General features: G+C 70.4%; 20 protein-coding genes and 1 pseudogene. 12 read left to right on the forward strand and 9 right to left on the reverse strand.

Annotated features, from left to right (window positions below):
* A partial coding sequence (locus tag BFN01_RS04920; protein ID WP_071642183.1) for a DHA2 family efflux MFS transporter permease subunit occupies window positions 1–1,452 on the forward strand: 1,452 nt, incomplete at its 5' end.
* Between the two features lie 33 nt (window positions 1,453–1,485).
* Here the strand turns inward: BFN01_RS04920 and BFN01_RS04925 are convergent.
* On the reverse strand, window positions 1,486–1,971 hold the full coding sequence (locus BFN01_RS04925; protein ID WP_071642184.1) for a hypothetical protein: 486 nt from the start codon (window positions 1,969–1,971) through the stop codon (window positions 1,486–1,488).
* Between the two features lie 110 nt (window positions 1,972–2,081).
* On the opposite strand from BFN01_RS04925, the gene BFN01_RS04930 reads away from it, so the two are divergent.
* From BFN01_RS04930 to BFN01_RS04945, 4 genes are all read left to right on the forward strand, one after another.
* Window positions 2,082–2,276: a helix-turn-helix transcriptional regulator gene (locus BFN01_RS04930; RefSeq protein WP_071642185.1), complete on the forward strand. Its 195-nt coding sequence runs from the start codon at window positions 2,082–2,084 to the stop codon at window positions 2,274–2,276.
* Window positions 2,263–2,697: a hypothetical protein gene (locus BFN01_RS04935; protein WP_143187159.1), complete on the forward strand. Its 435-nt coding sequence runs from the start codon at window positions 2,263–2,265 to the stop codon at window positions 2,695–2,697. The genes BFN01_RS04930 and BFN01_RS04935 overlap by 14 nt, the downstream gene beginning before the upstream one ends.
* A 31-nt stretch (window positions 2,698–2,728) precedes the next feature.
* Window positions 2,729–3,265 carry a GNAT family N-acetyltransferase gene (locus tag BFN01_RS04940; protein WP_071642187.1) on the forward strand — a complete coding sequence of 179 codons (537 nt, stop codon included), beginning with the start codon at window positions 2,729–2,731 and terminating at the stop codon, window positions 3,263–3,265.
* A 148-nt stretch (window positions 3,266–3,413) separates the two neighbouring features.
* Window positions 3,414–5,252, forward strand: coding sequence for a heavy metal translocating P-type ATPase (locus BFN01_RS04945; RefSeq protein WP_071642188.1), 1,839 nt, complete (start codon window positions 3,414–3,416; stop codon window positions 5,250–5,252).
* Between the two features lie 125 nt (window positions 5,253–5,377).
* Here BFN01_RS04945 and purD read toward each other — a convergent pair.
* From purD to BFN01_RS04955, 3 genes and pseudogenes are all read right to left on the reverse strand, one after another.
* Window positions 5,378–6,412, reverse strand: a 1,035-nt coding sequence (gene purD, locus BFN01_RS04950; protein WP_256221029.1) for a phosphoribosylamine--glycine ligase, incomplete at its 5' end; no start/stop codon positions are given.
* A 2-nt stretch (window positions 6,413–6,414) separates the two neighbouring features.
* Window positions 6,415–6,540: pseudogene (locus BFN01_RS15755) on the reverse strand (hypothetical protein); the annotation flags it as partial.
* Between the two features lie 81 nt (window positions 6,541–6,621).
* Window positions 6,622–7,302 carry a CoA pyrophosphatase gene (locus tag BFN01_RS04955; RefSeq protein WP_071642189.1) on the reverse strand — a complete coding sequence of 227 codons (681 nt, stop codon included), beginning with the start codon at window positions 7,300–7,302 and terminating at the stop codon, window positions 6,622–6,624.
* Window positions 7,303–7,362: 60 nt separating this feature from the next.
* Here BFN01_RS04955 and BFN01_RS04960 point away from each other — a divergent pair, with 60 nt between their 5' ends.
* Window positions 7,363–7,719, forward strand: coding sequence for a sterol carrier family protein (locus BFN01_RS04960; RefSeq protein WP_071642190.1), 357 nt, complete (start codon window positions 7,363–7,365; stop codon window positions 7,717–7,719).
* Window positions 7,720–7,770: 51 nt separating this feature from the next.
* A complete protein-coding gene (locus BFN01_RS04965; RefSeq protein ID WP_071642191.1) occupies window positions 7,771–8,094 on the forward strand; it encodes a hypothetical protein in 324 nt (107 codons plus the stop codon).
* A gap of 5 nt (window positions 8,095–8,099) precedes the next feature.
* Here the strand turns inward: BFN01_RS04965 and BFN01_RS04970 are convergent, their stop codons facing one another.
* On the reverse strand, window positions 8,100–8,699 hold the full coding sequence (locus BFN01_RS04970; protein WP_071642192.1) for a zinc-binding alcohol dehydrogenase: 600 nt from the start codon (window positions 8,697–8,699) through the stop codon (window positions 8,100–8,102).
* 112 nt (window positions 8,700–8,811) lie between these two features.
* Window positions 8,812–9,123, reverse strand: coding sequence for a hypothetical protein (locus BFN01_RS04975; protein WP_143187160.1), 312 nt, complete (start codon window positions 9,121–9,123; stop codon window positions 8,812–8,814).
* A gap of 232 nt (window positions 9,124–9,355) precedes the next feature.
* On the opposite strand from BFN01_RS04975, the gene purM reads away from it, so the two are divergent.
* The 3 genes from purM to BFN01_RS04990 are packed head-to-tail and all read left to right on the forward strand — an operon-like array spanning window position 9,356 to window position 13,223.
* Window positions 9,356–10,471 carry a phosphoribosylformylglycinamidine cyclo-ligase gene (gene purM / locus BFN01_RS04980; protein ID WP_071642194.1) on the forward strand — a complete coding sequence of 372 codons (1,116 nt, stop codon included), beginning with the start codon at window positions 9,356–9,358 and terminating at the stop codon, window positions 10,469–10,471.
* Window positions 10,472–10,476: 5 nt separating this feature from the next.
* Window positions 10,477–11,943, forward strand: coding sequence for an amidophosphoribosyltransferase (gene purF, locus BFN01_RS04985; protein ID WP_071642195.1), 1,467 nt, complete (start codon window positions 10,477–10,479; stop codon window positions 11,941–11,943).
* Window positions 11,940–13,223, forward strand: coding sequence for an MFS transporter (locus BFN01_RS04990; protein WP_143187161.1), 1,284 nt, complete (start codon window positions 11,940–11,942; stop codon window positions 13,221–13,223). Before purF ends, BFN01_RS04990 begins: the two co-directional genes overlap by 4 nt.
* A gap of 84 nt (window positions 13,224–13,307) precedes the next feature.
* Here the strand turns inward: BFN01_RS04990 and BFN01_RS04995 are convergent, their stop codons facing one another.
* On the reverse strand, window positions 13,308–13,493 hold the full coding sequence (locus BFN01_RS04995; RefSeq protein ID WP_071642212.1) for a DUF3073 domain-containing protein: 186 nt from the start codon (window positions 13,491–13,493) through the stop codon (window positions 13,308–13,310).
* Window positions 13,494–13,646: 153 nt separating this feature from the next.
* Between BFN01_RS04995 and BFN01_RS05000 the strand changes: the two genes are divergently transcribed.
* Both BFN01_RS05000 and BFN01_RS05005 read left to right on the forward strand, forming a co-directional pair.
* The gene (locus tag BFN01_RS05000; RefSeq protein WP_071642197.1) at window positions 13,647–14,189 is read left to right on the forward strand and encodes a universal stress protein; all 543 of its coding nucleotides are present in this window, start codon (window positions 13,647–13,649) and stop codon (window positions 14,187–14,189) included.
* A gap of 86 nt (window positions 14,190–14,275) precedes the next feature.
* Entirely contained in the window at window positions 14,276–15,457 is a 1,182-nt protein-coding gene (locus tag BFN01_RS05005; RefSeq protein WP_143187162.1) for an MFS transporter, read from the forward strand.
* A gap of 47 nt (window positions 15,458–15,504) precedes the next feature.
* Here the strand turns inward: BFN01_RS05005 and BFN01_RS05010 are convergent, their stop codons facing one another.
* Both BFN01_RS05010 and BFN01_RS05015 read right to left on the reverse strand, forming a co-directional pair.
* Window positions 15,505–16,143, reverse strand: coding sequence for a PadR family transcriptional regulator (locus BFN01_RS05010; protein WP_071642199.1), 639 nt, complete (start codon window positions 16,141–16,143; stop codon window positions 15,505–15,507).
* Complete coding sequence (locus BFN01_RS05015) at window positions 16,140–16,979, reverse strand: DUF4097 family beta strand repeat-containing protein (protein ID WP_071642200.1); 840 nt, start codon at window positions 16,977–16,979, stop codon at window positions 16,140–16,142. Before BFN01_RS05015 ends, BFN01_RS05010 begins: the two co-directional genes overlap by 4 nt.
* Window positions 16,980–17,138: the final 159 nt, after the last annotated feature.

Below are 17,138 nucleotides of genomic sequence, written 5' to 3' on the forward strand. Positions count from 1 at the left end.
TGGCCCGCGCTGTGGGCGCTGGTCATCGGCTTCTTCATGCTGCTCGTCGACACGACGATCGTCTCGGTGGCCAACCCGGCGATCAAGGCGGCGCTCGATCCCGACACCAACAACCTCGACAACGTCGTGTGGGTGACGAGCGCGTATCTGCTGGCCTACGCCGTTCCGCTGCTGATCACCGGTCGCCTCGGCGACCGGTTCGGGCCGAAGAACATCTACCTGATCGGACTGGCCGTCTTCACCCTGGCATCCCTCTGGTGCGGACTGTCGACGACCCTCGACGGGCTCATCGCCGCCCGAGCCGCACAGGGACTGGGCGCGGCCTTCATGACGCCGCAGACGATGGCCGTCATCACCCGCACCTTCCCGCCGCAGCGCCGAGGCGCGGCGATGGGGCTGTGGGGCGCGACGGCGGGCGTCGCCACGCTGGTGGGCCCGCTGCTGGGCGGCGTGCTGGTCGACGCCTTCGGGTGGGAGGCGATCTTCTTCATCAACATCCCGGTCGGCATCGTCGGATTCGTGCTGGCGTGGATGCTCGTGCCGAAGCTCGACACGCATCCGCATCGCTTCGATCTCGTCGGCGTCGTGCTCAGCGCGCTCGCGCTGTTCCTCATCGTGTTCGGACTGCAGGAGGGTGAGGCGTACGACTGGGGCACGATCGCGGGGCCCATCTCGGTGTGGGGTCTGATCATCGCGGGAGTGATCGTGCTGGTGCTGTTCATCGTGCAGCAGGCGATGACCAAGACCGAGCCGCTGGTGCCGCTGGAGCTGTTCCGGGACCGCAACTTCTCCGGCGCGAATGCGGCGATCGCGGTCGTCGGCTTCGCGGTGACGGGCATGTCGCTGCCGTTCATGTTCTTCCTGCAGCTCGCGCGCGGCCTGTCTCCCACTCAGGCGGCGCTGCTGATGATCCCGATGGCCGTGCTCTCGGGTGCTCTCGCACCGGCCGCCGGCAAGCTGCTCGACCGGATCGACCCGCGGTGGATCCTCATCCCCGGCCTGCTGTGCGTCGCCGGCGGGCAGCTGTGGAACGCGGCGCTGATGAACATGGACACCCCGACCTGGATGTTCCTGCTGCCGTCGGCCGTGCTCGGCATCGGCAACGCGGGCATGTGGGGACCGCTGGCCACCACCGCGACCCGCAACCTGCCGATGCGCCAGGCGGGTGCCGGCGCGGGCATCTACAACACCACCCGCACGATCGGATCGGTGGTCGGCTCGGCCGCCATCGCCGCCTTCATGCAGTCCCGCCTCGAGGCGAACCTGCCGGGACTGTCCGAGGCTCCTGCGGGCCTCGCCGGTGACGGCGAGATGCCCCTGCAGATCGCGGAGGGCTTCTCGGCAGGCATGGCGCAGGCGATGCTGCTGCCGGCCTGCGTGCTGGGCATCGCACTCATCGCCGCACTCTTCCTCCGGCGCCACCGGGTGGATGAGGCGCAGCCCGAGCACTGACGTGGCGGCGCCGGGGCGCGCCGTGCATCCGACTCAGCGGAAGAGGGCGATGCCCGCCTGGCCGATGAGTGCGAAGATGATCGCCCAGATGATGATCGAGATGATCTGCCAGACGATCACCGCGTTGCGGCTCGCGCCGAACGACACCATCATCCCCGAGGTGATCTGGCTCGGCAGCACGGTCTGACCGAGCAGGCTGACCCCGGGAACACCGAACCGGTCGAACATGCGCTTCACCTTCTCGCGTCGCGGCGAGGGGGCATCCGTCGCGGCATCCGCACCCCGTCGGGCGAGCACCTTCTGCCGGGCGGCGGCGGCGATGAAGACGAAGACCAGCATGGAGATCACGTTGCCGACGACGGCGGCGAGCACGGCGATCGGGAGCGGCACCCCCGCGATCGCACCGATGAGCGTGCCGAAGTAGGACTCGATGAAAGGGATCGCCGCGGCGAGCATCACTCCCGCCCATTGCAGCCACAGGGGAAGGGACTGGGTGAAGTCGACGAGTGCGTCCTGCATGGTGGTCTCCTGAGGGTGTAAAGCGTGTTTGACATGACAAGCATGCTTGACATTGTTCTGATCTGTCAAGTCGGCTTTACATCATCGCGGCGGTCGCCTACGTTTGAAGCGTGCAGAGCAGGGTCAAAGAGCTGAGAACCGCACGTGGTCTCTCCCAGCAGGCGCTCGCCACCGCGGTCGGTGTCTCCCGCCAGACCATCAACGCGATCGAGACCGGCCGGTACGACCCCTCACTCGCGCTCGCCGTGCACCTGGCTCGGCATTTCGGCTCGACCGTTGAGGAGGTCTTCGATGTCGACTCGTGACGATGCTGCAGTCGAACCGGCCCGCCGCCGCTGGCCCATGTCGCGCACCAACACCGTCCTGGTGGCGGTGTGCGCGGTGGGTGCGCTGGTCTGCTTCGTGCTCGGTCAGACGATCGCGGCGGTGGCGCTGCTGGTAGGCGCGATCGGCGGTGCGCTCGGCGCGATATTCGCCCGGCGCGGCACGTCAGGCGATCTCGAGCGCGTGAACGCGCTGGAGTACGCCGACGAGCGCGACCGCACGGCGGCCACGAAGGGACTCGCCGCCGTCGGGGTCGTCGCGCTCGTGCTGTGCACGGTGCAGCTGGTCGTGCACGCGGTCGTCGACACCGACCCGGTCTCGCGCTGGACGGCCATCGCGCTCTACTTCGCGCTGGTGATCAGCTGGTTCGCGGCGAACTGGTACTTCGTGCGCCGCGGCTGAAGGCGCCGCCCACACGTGATGGGATGGCAGGATGACGATCTCGCTGGCATCCCCGTCCCTGACGCTCTTCGACTCGTGGTCGAAGACAGTCGGAGAATTCGGTGACGTGCACATCGACGGGGCCGGTCTCGAGCGTGGCCGGGCAGCCGATCGGGCTGCATGCGACGCGTCGGTCGAGAGGGCTGAGCTCTATGCCGACCCGGCGGCCACGCTGCCTGAGGGGCACGTCGCCTGCGACTACTTCTGGATCCTCGACGACGGCGAGGTCGTCGGCTTCATCGCCTTCCGGCGCGAGCTGAACGCGTGGCTGCGACAGCACGGTGGGCACATCGGCTACTCGGTGCGCCCGTCGCGTCGTCGACAGGGCATCGCCCGCGCCGCACTCGGTCTCGTGCTCGACCGGGCGCGCGCGGCCGGGTACGACCGCGTCATGCTCTCCTGCGACGACACGAACGTCGGCTCCTACCGCACCATCGAGAGCGCCGGCGGCGAGCTCGAGGATGTCATCGACGAACCGGGTGCCGAGGCATCCGGCAACCGCTTGCGCCGGCACTGGATCGCCCTCTGACGCATCCGGGACGGATGTCGGCGAAAACCACGGGTATCGGTCGGAACGGCTTGATCTCGGCGACATCCGTGCAATCGACCGACATCCGTCCTCGGTCCGCGCGCCGACAGACCCGCGCATTCTGCGGGATGTCGGGCAGAGTGTGACCATGAGGCTTCTGCGACTCGCACGGCTGTACCCCCTGCTCGCCGGAGGCGTGCTCGCCACCATCGCCGTGACGCTGCTCTCGCTCGCCGGCCTGCACGACGCGGGCCGCTGGATCGCGACCGTCGCCGTCGGAGTGGTGATCGCGATCACCGCCTGGGACATGGTGCGCGACATCCTGCGCGCGCATTTCGGCCTCGACATCCTCGCCCTCATCGCCATGGTCGCCACCCTGCTGGTCGGCGAGTACATCGCTTCACTCGTCATCGTGCTGATGCTGTCCGGAGGAGAGGCGCTCGAAGACTACGCATCACGCCGGGCGGCCCGCGACCTGACCGCCCTGCTCGACCGCTCGCCGCAGACGGCGCATGTCGTCGAGAACGGCACCGACGCGTCGACGCGCGACGTCCCCGTCGGCGAGGTCGTGCCCGACATGGAGCTGCTGGTGCGACCGTCCGAGATCGTCCCGGTCGATGCCGTGCTGCTCAGCGAACGTGCGAGCTTCGACGAGTCGTCGCTGACCGGGGAGAGCCTGCCCGTCTCGCGCGTAGCCGCCGAGGAGGTGCTCTCGGGGGTCGTGAACGGCTCGAACGCCGTGCGCGTCCGCGCCCTGCGCCGCAGTGCAGACAGTCAGTATCAGCAGATCATCGCGCTGGTGCACGAGGCGCAGCAGAGCAAGGCGCCCACGGTGCGCCTGGCCGACCGGTTCGCCGTGCCCTTCACGCTGGTCTCGCTGCTGATCGCCGGCGTCGCCTGGTGGATCGCCGGCGACCCGCTGCGCTTCGCTCAGGTGCTCGTGCTCGCGACTCCGTGCCCGCTGCTCATCGCCGCCCCGGTGGCCTTCCTGGGCGGCCTGTCGCGCTCGGCGAAGGAGGGGGTGATCGTCAAGGGCGGTGGCGTCATCGAGCAGCTCGCGCGGGTGCGCTCGGCGGCGTTCGACAAGACCGGCACGCTGACCCAGGGCCGGCCCGAGCTCGTCGAGGTGCGCGCGGCGGAGGGGATGGATGCCGATGAGCTGCTGCGTCTGTCGGCATCCGCCGAGCAGTACTCGAGCCACGTCCTCGCCGAGGGCGTGCGGCGGGCGGCGATCGAGCGCGGACTGCGCCTCGCGCCGGCCTCGCACGCCGAGGAGGTCGCGACGAACGGCGTCACGGCCACGATCGACGGACGGGTCGTCGTGGTCGGCAAGCCCGCTTACATCGCCTCGCTCGCGCCGGACACCCGGCGCACCGATCTCGCGTCGGGACAGCTGGCGGCGTACGTCGCGGTCGACGGACGATTTGCGGGTGCGCTGGTGCTGGCGGATGCCGTGCGCCCGGAGGCCGCCGCGGTCGTCGCCGGCCTGCGCGCGCGAGGCGTCGAGCGGATCGTCATGCTCACCGGCGACGCCGAGGCGACGGCGGAAGCGATCGCGTCGCCGCTGGGCGTCACCGAAGTGCATGCCGAGCTGCTGCCGGGGCAGAAGGTGTCGCTCGCCGCCGAGATGGCGCCGCGCCCGCTGCTGATGGTGGGCGACGGCGTGAACGACGCCCCCGTGCTGGCCGCGGCCGACGTCGGTGTCGCGATGGGAGCGCGGGGATCGACGGCCGCGGGCGAGGCGGCGGATGCCGTGGTGCTGAAGGACTCGCTGCTGCCGGTGCTGCGTGCCACCGAGATCGGCCGGCACACCCTGCAGGTCGCCTACACGGCGATCTGGATCGGCATCGTGCTCAGCGTCGGCCTCATGCTCATCGCCACGACCGGCCTGATCCCTGCCGTGGCGGGCGCCTTCATCCAGGAGTTCGTCGACCTCGCCACGATCCTGTACGCGCTGCGCGCGCTCACCGGCCCGAAGCCGCGCTAATCGACTACTCCGCGACGCGCGCGGTTCGCACGGATGTCGGCGAGAACCACGGATGTCGGCAGGAATCAGCTGATTCCGCAGACATCCGTTCATGTCGCCGACAGGTGTGCGACGGGGGGAGTCTGCTACTCCGCGACGCGCGCCGCGATGTCGTGCCGGTAGTGAGCGCCGTCGAGCGAGATGCGGCCGATCGCGTCGTACGCCCTGGCCCGGGCATCCGCGAAATCCGCTCCGGTCGCGACGACGTTCAGCACCCGCCCGCCGGTCGCGACGAGTGATCCGCCCGGGGCGTCGGGAGCGCCGGTCGCGGCGTGCACGATCGAGACGCCGTCGACGGATGCCGCATCGGCGAGCCCCTCGATCATCCGCCCGGTCTGCGGCGCCTCGGGGTAGCCCTCGCTGGCGAGCACCACGGTGATCGCGACGTCTGAGGAGAACTCGGGCTGCGGTTCGTCCTCGAGGGTGCCGGATGCCGCTGCCAGAAGCAGTCTGGACAGCGGGGTGCGCAGGCGCGGCAGCACCACCTGTGTCTCGGGGTCGCCGAAGCGCGCGTTGAATTCGATCACGCGCACGCCGGCGGGGGTGAGGATGAGTCCGGCGTAGAGCAGCCCGATGAACGGGGTGCCCTCGGCGTCGAGCTGACGCACCACGGGCAGCGCGACCGTGTCGGTCACCTCGGCGACGAACGCCTCGACGCTGCCGAAGTCGTCGGCCAGCCACGGCAGCGGCGAATAGGCGCCCATGCCGCCGGTGTTCGGTCCGCCGTCGCCGTCGAGCGCGCGCTTGAAGTCCTGCGCGGGGCTCAGCGCTCGCACGGTGTCGCCGTCGCTGAGGAAGAAGAGCGACACCTCGGGGCCGGTGAGGAACTCCTCGATCAGCACGGGGCCGGCCGGCAGGTAGTGCTCGGCGTGCGCCAGGGCCTCCGCGCGGTCGGTGGTCACGATGACGCCCTTGCCCGCCGCCAGACCGTCGGCTTTCACGACGTGCGGGGCGCCGAGGTCATCGAACGCGGCCTCCACCTCTGCTTGCGCCGATGCGCGCACCGCGCGCCCCGTCGGCACGCCCGCGGCATCCATGATCCGCTTCGCGAACGCCTTCGAGCCCTCGAGCTGAGCGGCGGCGCGACCGGGACCGAACACCGGGATGCCGCGCTCGCGCAGNNGGTGGCGTCCTGCGCGATTCCGGCGTTGCCGGGGGCGGCGAAGATCTCGTGATCGTCCGCTTCGGACCGCAGGGAGAGGATGATCGCGTGCTCGCGCGCGCCCGAGCCGAGGACGAGGATCTTCATGCGGCCAGCCTACCGGCGCGGCCTCGCCCGACTCAGACCATGACGCGGCTCAGGAGCGGACACGAGTCGGACGGCGCCGGGTCAGACGGAGACGGGTCGCTCGACGGCTCGATCCCAGGGCTGCGCCCAGCCGGTCGCCTGGAACAGCGCGTCGAGGATGCCGGCCGTGAAGCCCCACACGATCGTGCCGTCCACGTCGAACGCCGGTCCGCGGTAGGTGTGGCCGTCCCGCCGCAGCACCGCGGTGAAGCGGTGGGCCGGGTCGACGAGCTGGGCGACGGGCACGCGGAACACCTCGACCGTCTCGGCGTGGTCGACCGCGGCGACCCGTGACGGCTCGCGCCACCAGGCGAGCACCGGAGTCACCAGGAAACTGCTCACCGCGAGGGGGATCTCGGGCAGCGACGCGAGCACCTCGACGCCCTGCGGGTCGAGTCCGGTCTCCTCCTGCGCTTCGCGCAGCGCGGTGGCGACGGCGTCGGCATCCTGCTCCTCGTACCCGCCACCCGGGAACGACACCTGCCCCGGGTGCGACGACAGGGTGGCCGAGCGACGCTGCAGCAGCACGTCGAGGTCGGCCGACACCGTCTCGTCGTCGGCGCGCGCCGGGATGCTGTCCAGCCGGCCGAACAGGATCAGCACCGATGCCGGCCACACGTCGTCGACGGGCATCGGCAGGCGCGGCGTCCACTCGTCGGCACGGGCGGCCGCCGCGAGCAGCTCAGCGCGCGCGCCGCGCATCTCGTCAACAGAACCGGTCATCGCTCTCGAGCCTAGGCCCGCGGTGCCCAGCGATCGCTGAGCGCGGCTTAGCCTGGTGGCATGCCCGCACGCAGGATCGACACGGCCGCAGGACGAGACGCGCTCGCGGCGGTCGCCGCCGGCGGGGCCGCCCGCGCGGTGACGGCGATGGCGGTGCGCTATCTGCTGCAGCTGCTCGACGAGAAGGCGCCGGGCAACAGCGTCGAGGTGCGGGTGCCGCCGTTCGGCGCCGTGCAGGTCGTGCAGGGGCCGCGACACACCCGCGGCACACCGCCGAACGTGGTCGAGATGGACGCGAGCACGTGGATCGCTCTTGCCACCGGGGCCGAGCGGTGGGCGGATGCCGTGGCCGCCGGCCGCGTGGCGGCATCGGGAACCCGTGCGGACCTCTCCGACCTGCTCCCGCTGCGCCCCTGAGTCGCGCGGGCCGCAGGCCCGCGCACAGCGAGCGCGTGGGAGAATGGGAGCATGTCCGGAACAGCCAGTCACTCGACCGTCGAAGCGACGATCCGCCCCGTGCCGCGCTACGGCGTCTTCATGGTGACGGGCGCCGTGCTGGGGATCGTCGTCGCGGGCATCCTGACGCTGCTCGGCTCGTACGAGCCGTCCGACGTGCTCGGCGTGGTCTACCCACCCGGACAGGTGTTCGGCTTCGCGCTGCTGTGGACGGTTCCGATCGGCGTCGCACTCGGCGGCATCATCGCCGTCGGCCTCGACCGCGCCGCCCGCCGGCATGCTCGCGTCGTCACCGTCGAGCATGAGCGCGTGGTCGCCGACGACGGTCAGCTCTAGGCGAGCTAGGCGAGCTCGGCGATCACCGGTCGCATCGCCGCGTCGAACGCCACCACATCACGCCGCAGTCCGTCGGTGACGGCGACGCTCAGCGAGCCGATCCACCAGATGCCGCGCTGCGTGAACGGCAGCACCTGAACGTTCAGCTCGAACGAGTGCGCGCGTCTGCCGATCTCGCGCTCGAACTCGGCGATCGCACTGGCGTAGGCGCGGTACGACCCGCCGGATGAGCTGACCGAGTCGACGTATCTGTTGTGCGCACGCTGCGCGTAGTGCAGCACGGTCTGCGCGTGCGGGATGATCGCGTCGCGCAGATCCTCCGCGCCGGTGGACGGCAGCGCGATGAGGGTGTCGAAGCCCTCGACGAGCTCCAGCGGAACCTCCGAGCGGTGCGCGCGCGGCTCGACGGTCATGTCCCAGTACTCGCGCCACTGCTTCTCGAGTGCGTCGTCGACCTCGGTCGCGTCGGGCCGGCGCACCTCGAGTCCGCGCAGCGCCGGCAGATCGTCGGGGGCCCGGATGCCCAGCAGCTGCCGCAGTGCGAGCGCGACCAGCACCGAGGTGCCGGCGTCTTCGCGGATCAGCCACTGCGGCTTGTCGACCATGGCCCCATCGTAGGGTCCTTCATGATCTTGCGCGCGGCTCTTGCGGCCCGCGTCGCGGCGGGTGCTCCGTCGGCGGGTGCTCGCCGGCGGGTGCTCCGCCGACGGGTGCGCCTCAGCGGCGACGGGAGAGGATGCGGCGGTGCAGACGCTCGCGACTGCGGGAGGGCGGACGCGTGGCATCCACCAGTGCCTGTCGAGCCGCGGCGAGGCTGGGGTAGCAGCCGATGCGGCGGCTGTGGCGGTCGTGCACGACGTGGGCGGTGTCGTCGACGGTCACGAAGCCGGCGAACTCGCCCCGGCTCGTCGCGACGAACACGTCTTCATCGGCCTGACGCCAGGCCAGCTCTGCGGGTTCGGTGTCGGCCGCAGGGTCGCGGTCGTGAATGGGCGCGCCGGAGCGCGCGGAAGTATCGGTACTGCTCATGGTCTCTGGTCTGTCTGCGGGCAGCATGCTGCCGGCGGTGATTCGATCGGGGCGCCGAAACCCGCATCGGTGCGGATCGGCCACTCATGCCCGGCCTGGATGTGTGCGCTGTGCCGGTGAGATACGGCGGAATGTCGCGCAACCACCCATATTAGCAGGTCACCGTGCCGGAGCGCGCCGACCGGCTCGTCACGAGGGGGCAGGGGCCCCCGCGTGCCGGTACGCTGTACTGGTGGCAGACTCCCCCACCAATCCCTATGCTCAGGCCGGTGTCGACACCGCCGCCGGCGATCTCGCCGTCGAACTCATGAAGGCCTCCGTGCGCGCGACGCACGGGCCCGAGGTGCTCGGGGGTGTCGGCGGCTTCGCGGGCATGTTCGACGCCAGCGCGCTGCTCGGCTACCGGCGTCCGCTGCTGGCCAGCAGCACCGATGGCGTGGGCACGAAGGTCGCGATCGCGCAGGCCATCGACAAGCACGACACGATCGGGCAGGACCTCGTCGGGATGGTGGTCGACGACATCGTCGTGGTCGGCGCCAAGCCGCTGTTCATGACCGACTACATCGCGTGCGGCAAGGTCGTCCCCGAGCGCATCGCCGACATCGTGCGCGGCATCGCCGAGGCGTGCTCGGCGACCGGCACCGCCCTCGTCGGCGGCGAGACGGCCGAGCATCCGGGCCTTCTGGGTCCGCGCGACTACGACGTGGCGGGCGCGGCGACCGGGGTCGTCGAGGCGGATGCCATGCTCGGCGCGCACCTCGTGCAGGACGGCGATGCCGTGATCGCGCTCGGATCGAGCGGACTGCACTCGAACGGGTACTCGCTCGTGCGGCACATCGTCGCGAACGCGGGCATCGGCTACGGAGACAACGCGGCCGACCTGGGCGGCACGTGGGGCGAGGCTCTGCTCGAGCCGACGCGGCTGTACACGACGCCGCTGCTGACGCTCCTCGAGGCGCTGCCCGGAGCGGTGCACTCACTGAGCCACGTGACCGGCGGGGGGATCGCGGCGAATCTCGCGCGCGTCCTGCCCCAGGGCAGCTGGGCCGAGGTCGACCGCTCGACGTGGACGCCCAGCCCGGTGTTCCAGGTGCTGGCCGACATCGCAGGCACCCCGATCGTCGACACCGAGGGCACGTGGAACCTCGGCATCGGATTCCTCGCTGTCGTCGCCGCCGACAAGGCGGAAGCTGCGATCGCCGCCATCGGCGCGCAGGGCATCGCCACCTGGCAGGTCGCGACCGTGCACACGGGTGCGCGTCCGGAGGGCGGGTTCGAGGAAGGCGCCAAGGGCGTCGACGGCGGAGCGGTGCGCCTGGTGGGCGCGTACGCGGACGGAGTGAAGTAACACCCATGTGCGGCATCGTCGGAATGGTCGCAGGCGGCCCGGTCAACCAGGACATCTACGACGCCCTGCTGCTGCTGCAGCATCGCGGGCAGGACGCCACGGGCATCGCCACCGCGGAGCCCAACGGCGTCATGCACATGGCGAAGGCCGAGGGCATGGTGCGCGAGGCGTTCCGCACCCGCGACATGCGGTCGCTGCTGGGCACCATCGGCCTGGGGCACGTGCGCTACGCCACCAAGGGCACCGCGTCGAGCGAGGAGGAGATGCAGCCCTTCTACGTGAACGCGCCGTACGGCATCGTGCTCATCCACAACGGCAACCTCACCAACACCCGTGAGCTCACGGCCGACATGGCCGACCGCTACCGCCGCCACCTGAACTCGTCGAGCGACACCGAGCTGCTGCTGAACGTGCTCGCCGGCGAACTGCAGACCTCGACCTCCACCGTCGACCTGGACCCCGAGCGCATCTTCGAGGCGGTCGAGCGCACGCACGCCCGCGTCGAGGGCGCCTACGCGGTCATCGCGATCATCGCCGGGTACGGTCTGCTCGCGTTCCGCGACCCGTTCGGCATCCGTCCGCTCATCCTCGGTCGCCGTGCGGCCGGCACCCCCGGTGGCCAGGACGAATGGGTCGTGACCAGCGAATCGCTCGTGCTCGAGAACGCCGACTACGAGATCGTGCGCGAGGTCGAGCCGGGCGAGGCGATCTTCATCTCGAACGACGGTGAGCTGTTCACCCGCCAGTGCGCCGAGAACCCGCAGCTCGTGCCGTGCGCGTTCGAGTACGTCTACCTCGCCAGGCCCGACTCGGTGATGAACGGCGTCTCGGTGTACGAGTCGCGCCTGCGCATGGGCGACAAGCTCGCCGACACCATCGCCAAGCACGTGCCGCTCGATGAGATCGACGTGGTCATGCCGATCCCCGACTCGTCGCGTCCCTCGGCGATGGAGGTCGCCCGCAAGCTCGGCAAGGAGTACCGCGAGGGCTTCTACAAGAACCGCTATGTCGGTCGCACGTTCATCATGCCCGGGCAGGCGGTGCGCAAGAAGAGCGTGCGCCAGAAGCTCAACGCGATGTCGGCGGAGTTCCGCGGCAAGAACGTGCTGCTGATCGACGACTCGATCGTGCGCGGCACCACGAGTCAGCAGATCATCCAGATGGCCAGGGATGCCGGAGCGAAGTCGGTCATCTTCGCCTCGGCGGCGCCGCCGGTGCGCTACCCGCACGTGTACGGCATCAACATGCCCTCGAGGCACGAGCTGATCGCGCACGGGCGCACCATTCCCGAGATCGCCGAGGAGCTCGGCTGCGACCGCATCGTCTATCAGGAGGTCGACGATCTGAAGGCGGCGATCATCGAGGGAACCGACCTGACCGACCTCGACATGAGCTGCTTCGACGGACGGTATGTCACCGGCGCCGTCACGCCCGAGTACCTCGCCTGGGTAGAGCAGTCGCAGACCTCGTGATCGGCCCGCGGCCGCTCTGGCGCGGCAGGGTGCTGGCCGTGCTCGGGATCCTGCTCTGCGCCTTCTCGCTGCGCTCTGCCGTCGCCTCGCTCTCGCCCGTCGTCGACCTGATCGGCGAGGACTTCGAGGTGTCGTCGGCCGTGCTCGGTGTGATCGGCACGCTGCCGCCCGCGTGCTTCGCGGTGTTCGGCATCCTCACCCCGATGCTCGAACGGCGGCTGGGCATCGAGCGGCTGACGGTCATCGCCCTGACCGCCGTCACCGTGGGGCTCATCGGGCGCAGCCTCGCGGTCGACGCGATCGGCCTGCTGGTGGGCACCGCGGTGGTGTTCGCCGGGGTGGGCATGGCCAACATCCTGCTGCCGCCGCTGGTCAAGACGTACTTCGCCGACCGCATCGGGCTGATGATGACGGTGTACACCGCCACCATGGCGTTCTCGACGTTCGTGCCGCCGCTGCTCGCCGTTCCCGTGGCGGATGCTGCCGGCTGGCGCTTCTCGGTGGCGATGTGGGCTGCCTTCGCCTTCGCCGGAGTGATCCCCTGGCTGGTCATGATGCTCCGTCCCGGCGCTCCGGCCGCCGCCGCGACGCCGGCGTCCGACTCCGCGGATGAGGACACCGTCTTCTCCGCCACGGGACCGATCGCCACCGCGCCGAGCAACCGACGTCTGTTCGCCCGTCTCGCGCGGATCCCTCTGGTGTGGGCGCTGGCGATGACCTTCGGCACCTCGTCGACGATGGCGTACGTGTCGTTCGCATGGCTGCCGTCGATCCTCATCGACACCGCAGGGGTGGATGCCGCGACCGCCGGCTTCCTGCTGTCGCTGTGGGCGTTCATCGGCCTGCCCGCGTCGCTCATCGTGCCCGTGCTGGTCGTGCGGTTCCAGGCCACGCGGCCGCTGTTCGTGTTCGGGTCGCTCTCGGCTCTCGCCGGGCTGCTGGGCATCATGCTCGCACCGGTGCCCGAGCTGCTCTGGCTCTGGATGACCCTGTTCGGCCTGGTCGGGCTGCTCTTCCCGCTGGCGCTCGTGCTGATCAGCATCCGCACCCGCACCCCCGAGAGCGCGGTGCTGCTGTCGAGCTTCGTGCAGAGCGCCGGCTACGTGCTCGCCGCGATCTTCCCGGCGCTCGTCGGAATCCTGCACGACGCGACCGGCGGCTGGAGCATCCCGCTCATCGCCGTCGCCGCCGTGCTCGTGCTCACCTTCCCCGCCGGACTCGTCGCGGGTCGCCGCGTCACGGTCGAGGACGAGTGGGAGCGCCGGCACGGACGCTGGTGAGCACCGGTCCTCCGGCCCGAACGACGACGAAACCCTGGCCGACGCGGCGTATGCCGGTCGCCAGGGTTCCTGCGCGAGTCGAGGTCAGGCTCGCTCGAGCTCTTCTTCGTCTTCGTCCGCGTACAAGTCGGCCCACTTGTCGACGTACTGGTCGTCTGACGTCGGGTGCCCGAGCTCACTCTCCAGCGCAGAGAAGTTCACGTCGGGACTGTACGACTTGAGTTCGCGGGCGATCTTGGTGTGCTTCGCCTTCTGACGGCCACGGCCCATGCGCGAGACCCCCTTATACGAGTTCAGCAGCGGGCTCGTGACGGGCCCGATGATATTCACGGCACCGGCGTGAAGCCGGTAAGAGTAGCATTCAGGATAGCACGCACGCCAGAGCATCCGGCCGTCCTGCGGCCGCCCTGCGGAAGGATCGACATGACGGATTCCACGCCCCGAGCAGCTGAGGAAGCGGCACAGAACGCGGCACTGCAGAAAGCGGTGATCGTCGGCATCCAGCCGGGTCAGCCACCGCACGTCCTGGACGAGGCGCTGCGCTACGCGCGGCTGCTGAGCGCCCCCCTCGTCGTCGTGCACGTCGACGTGACGCGCTTCGTCACGTACGAGGATCCGGACGGCTACGTGCACTCCGCTCCGATCGACCTCAACCTCGACGCCGGCGCCGCCGAGTTCGAGGACGTGCAGCGGGCGGCCGAGCAGGCTCTCGCCGACGTGGACGTGCCGTGGACGGCACGCCAGCTGGTCGGCGACCCGGCCCTGGCGATCAAGCAGCTGGCAGAGAAGCTCGATGCCCAGCTGATCGTGGTCGGCACCCGCAAGCGCGGTCTGGGCGAGTCGATCCGCGAGTTCTTCACCGGCTCCGTCGCGGCCCGACTGGCACACCGCCAGCACCGATCCGTGCTCGTCGTCCCGCAGGGCGACACGGTGCCGGACGACCAGAAGGACATCTGGACGGAATAAGCCGCCAGGCGGCTCCGCTTCCCGCTGGCGGCTCCGCGCACCGAAACCGATTGGCGCCGTCGGTGGCCGCCGCATTCAATGGACAGGTGACACCGTCCTCTCGTCGCGCGTTCGCGCTCATGCTGACCGCGCTGCTGCTGCTCGCCGTCAACCTGCGCCTCGCGGTCACGACGGCGTCGGTGCTGCTGCCCCTGCTCCTCGACGAGGGCGCGCTGACGCCGCAGGCCGCGATCGTCGTCCCCGCCGTGCCGACCGCCATGTTCGCCATCGGCGGGGTCGTCACGCCATGGCTGAGTCGGCGGATCGGCGCAGCGGCGGCCGTCACCTGGGCGATGGGGGCGGTCGCCGTGGGGATGCTGGCGCGCTTCGTTCCGCACCCGGTCGCGATCGTCGGCGGGACGATGCTCGCGATGGCCGGCATCGCGGTCGTGAACGTCATGCTCCCCGCCCTCGTGCGGGCGACGAGCGGCAGCCGCATGCGCTCGGTGACGACCGCGTACACGACCGTGCTCTCCGCATCGAGCGCGATCGGCGCCGCAGCAGGGGTGCCGATCGCGCACGCGCTCGGCTCGGCGACGCTCGGCCTCGGAGCGTGGGCCGTGTTCGCCGTGCTCGCCTTCGGCGTCTGGATCGCCGCCTCGCGCGGTCACGACGTCGACGCGGCGCTGAGCGCACCCACCTCGTCGTCGCGTCCGCCGCTGCCGCGGGGCACCTGGCCGCTCACCGGCTTCTTCGCGCTGCAGGCGCTGCTCGCCTTCATCGTGATGGGGTGGCTGCCGACGATAGCCGTGGATGCGGGGATCAGCCCCGCCCGTGCGGGCGTGCTGCTCGGCATCGTGATCGTCGTCAGCATCCCGGCCGGCCTGATCGCGGTGAGCATGGCGCACACGCTGCGCGGGGTCCGCGTCGGCGTGGCCGGGGTGTCCGCCGGCTCCGCGGCCGGCCTGCTGGGACTGTGGCTGGCGCCGACCTCGGCTCCCGAGCTGTGGAGCGTGCTGATCGGAACGGGCATGGCGGCCTTCCCGCTGACCCTCGCGCTGATCGCCCGCTCGGGTTCGGGGGCTGCCGAGGCCACGCGCGTGTCCGGCGTCGCGCAGGGCGTCGGCTACGCCATCTCCACCATCGGACCGCTGGCGGCGGGCGCCTGGTACGGCGCGGGCGGCGAGTGGGGCCCGGTGCTGGTCGCCATGGTCGTCGGTGCGGTGCTGCAGGCTCTGATCGGTCTGGCCCTGGCATCCGGGCCCCAGGCGAGCGAGCGTCGCCCCTGACACGACGAGACCCTCACCCGCCCAGGCGGGGGAGGGTCTCGAAGGTATTACTGCTTGTCGGTCGGCAGCGCGCTCAGTGCACGGGTGACGGCGCGGGCCGCCTCGTCCATCGCGTGCTCGAGCTCGGTGACGACGGATGCCGGAAGCGAGCCTCCGCGAGCGACATGCGTGCGCAGATCGGTGCGCAGCTGAGCGCGGAACGCGTTGATCGAGGCATCCGCCCGCTGCAGGTGCTCGCGGCTGGTGGCGCGCTCGCCGCTCATCCCGTCGAACCGGGGGCGCGACTTCGCTGCGCGCTGCTCCTCGTGGGCGGCGGTGGCGAGGTCGGCGCGCAGGCTGCGCATGGCATCCTGCACGCTCTGGCGCACCTCGTTCGCGATCAGCCGCACCGAATCGGCGAGGCCCTGCTCGATGCCTGCCAGATCGCCCTCGCGGGCGCTGAGCTCGGCGCGGCCGGCGTCGGTGATGGCGTAGATCGTGGTGCGGCCGTCAACGGTCTTGGTCACCAGGCCCTCCTCCTCGAGCTTCGCCAGACGCGGGTAGATCGTGCCGGCGCTGGGGGTGTACGTGCCGCCGGTGCGATCGGTGAGCGCCTGGATGATGCCGTAGCCGTGCTGCGGCGCCTCGGCGAGCAGCGACAGCAGGTACAGCCGCAGATCGCCGTGCGAGAAGACCGCGGGGCTCATGATTCCCACTCCGCGTCGTCTGCCACCGACACCTGCGGGCGACGCAGCACCGTGACCCCGCCGGAGACGGAGTTCGCGCGCACGTCGACGAAGCTGCCGGACAGCTCGCCGACCTGACCGGTGTAGCTGCCCGGCCCGCCGCTCGAGCGCTCGACGCCGTCGACCGTGATCCGCCCGGTCATGCTGCGCAGCACGTAGTTCGCGGGCAGGGTCTCGTCGAGTCGCACGGTCGTGCCACCCGAGACGGTGTTGAGGTTGATGGTGTTCATGTCGCCGACGGCGTCGATGAGGACCGAGCCGGACACGGTGTCGACGGTCGCCTTGCGCAGGCTGCCGGTCACGGCGACATCGCCCGAGACGCTGTTCGCGTTGATCGAGCCTGTCAGTCCGCGCACCTGCACGTCGCCCGACACCGAGTTGGCGGTGAGGTCGCCGGTGATGCCGTCGGCGATCAGGTCACCCGACACGGTGTTGAGCTTGGCGTCGTTGCGGATGCCCGAGACCAGCGCGCCGGCGCTGACGACACCGAGTGTGAGGGCGATGGCGCGGGGCACGGCGATGCTCACCTCGGCCTTGGGGCCGCCCGCCCCGAAGTTGCGGAACACGTCGAGGAAGTTGTCCCACCCGATCTGGGGGTGGTCGATCTCGACCTGGGTGCCGTCGGACTCGATGCGCAGGTCCTTCACGGTGACGCCGCGCACCTCGATGCGGATGCCGGGTTCGTCGTGTGCGATCACGTCGACCTGTCCGCCGACGAGGCCGACCTTCAGGCGCGACGCGGAGTCGATGTCGATCACTCGTTCCTCGCCGGGGGCGATGAGCCACTTCTCGGTCATGGGGTTCTCCTTGGATAGCGGATATCGAGATATATCGCGTTGAAGGAACCGTAACACGATATATCTCGATGTGCTACGCCTGCCGCTTTCGAATCGCTCAACTGCCCGGTCGCAGAGGCGAAGGCTGCACGTTGAGCGATTCGAAAGCGTGGAACCACG

This window comes from Microbacterium sp. AR7-10 (assembly GCF_001878835.1).
Lineage (GTDB): Bacteria > Actinomycetota > Actinomycetes > Actinomycetales > Microbacteriaceae > Microbacterium > Microbacterium commune.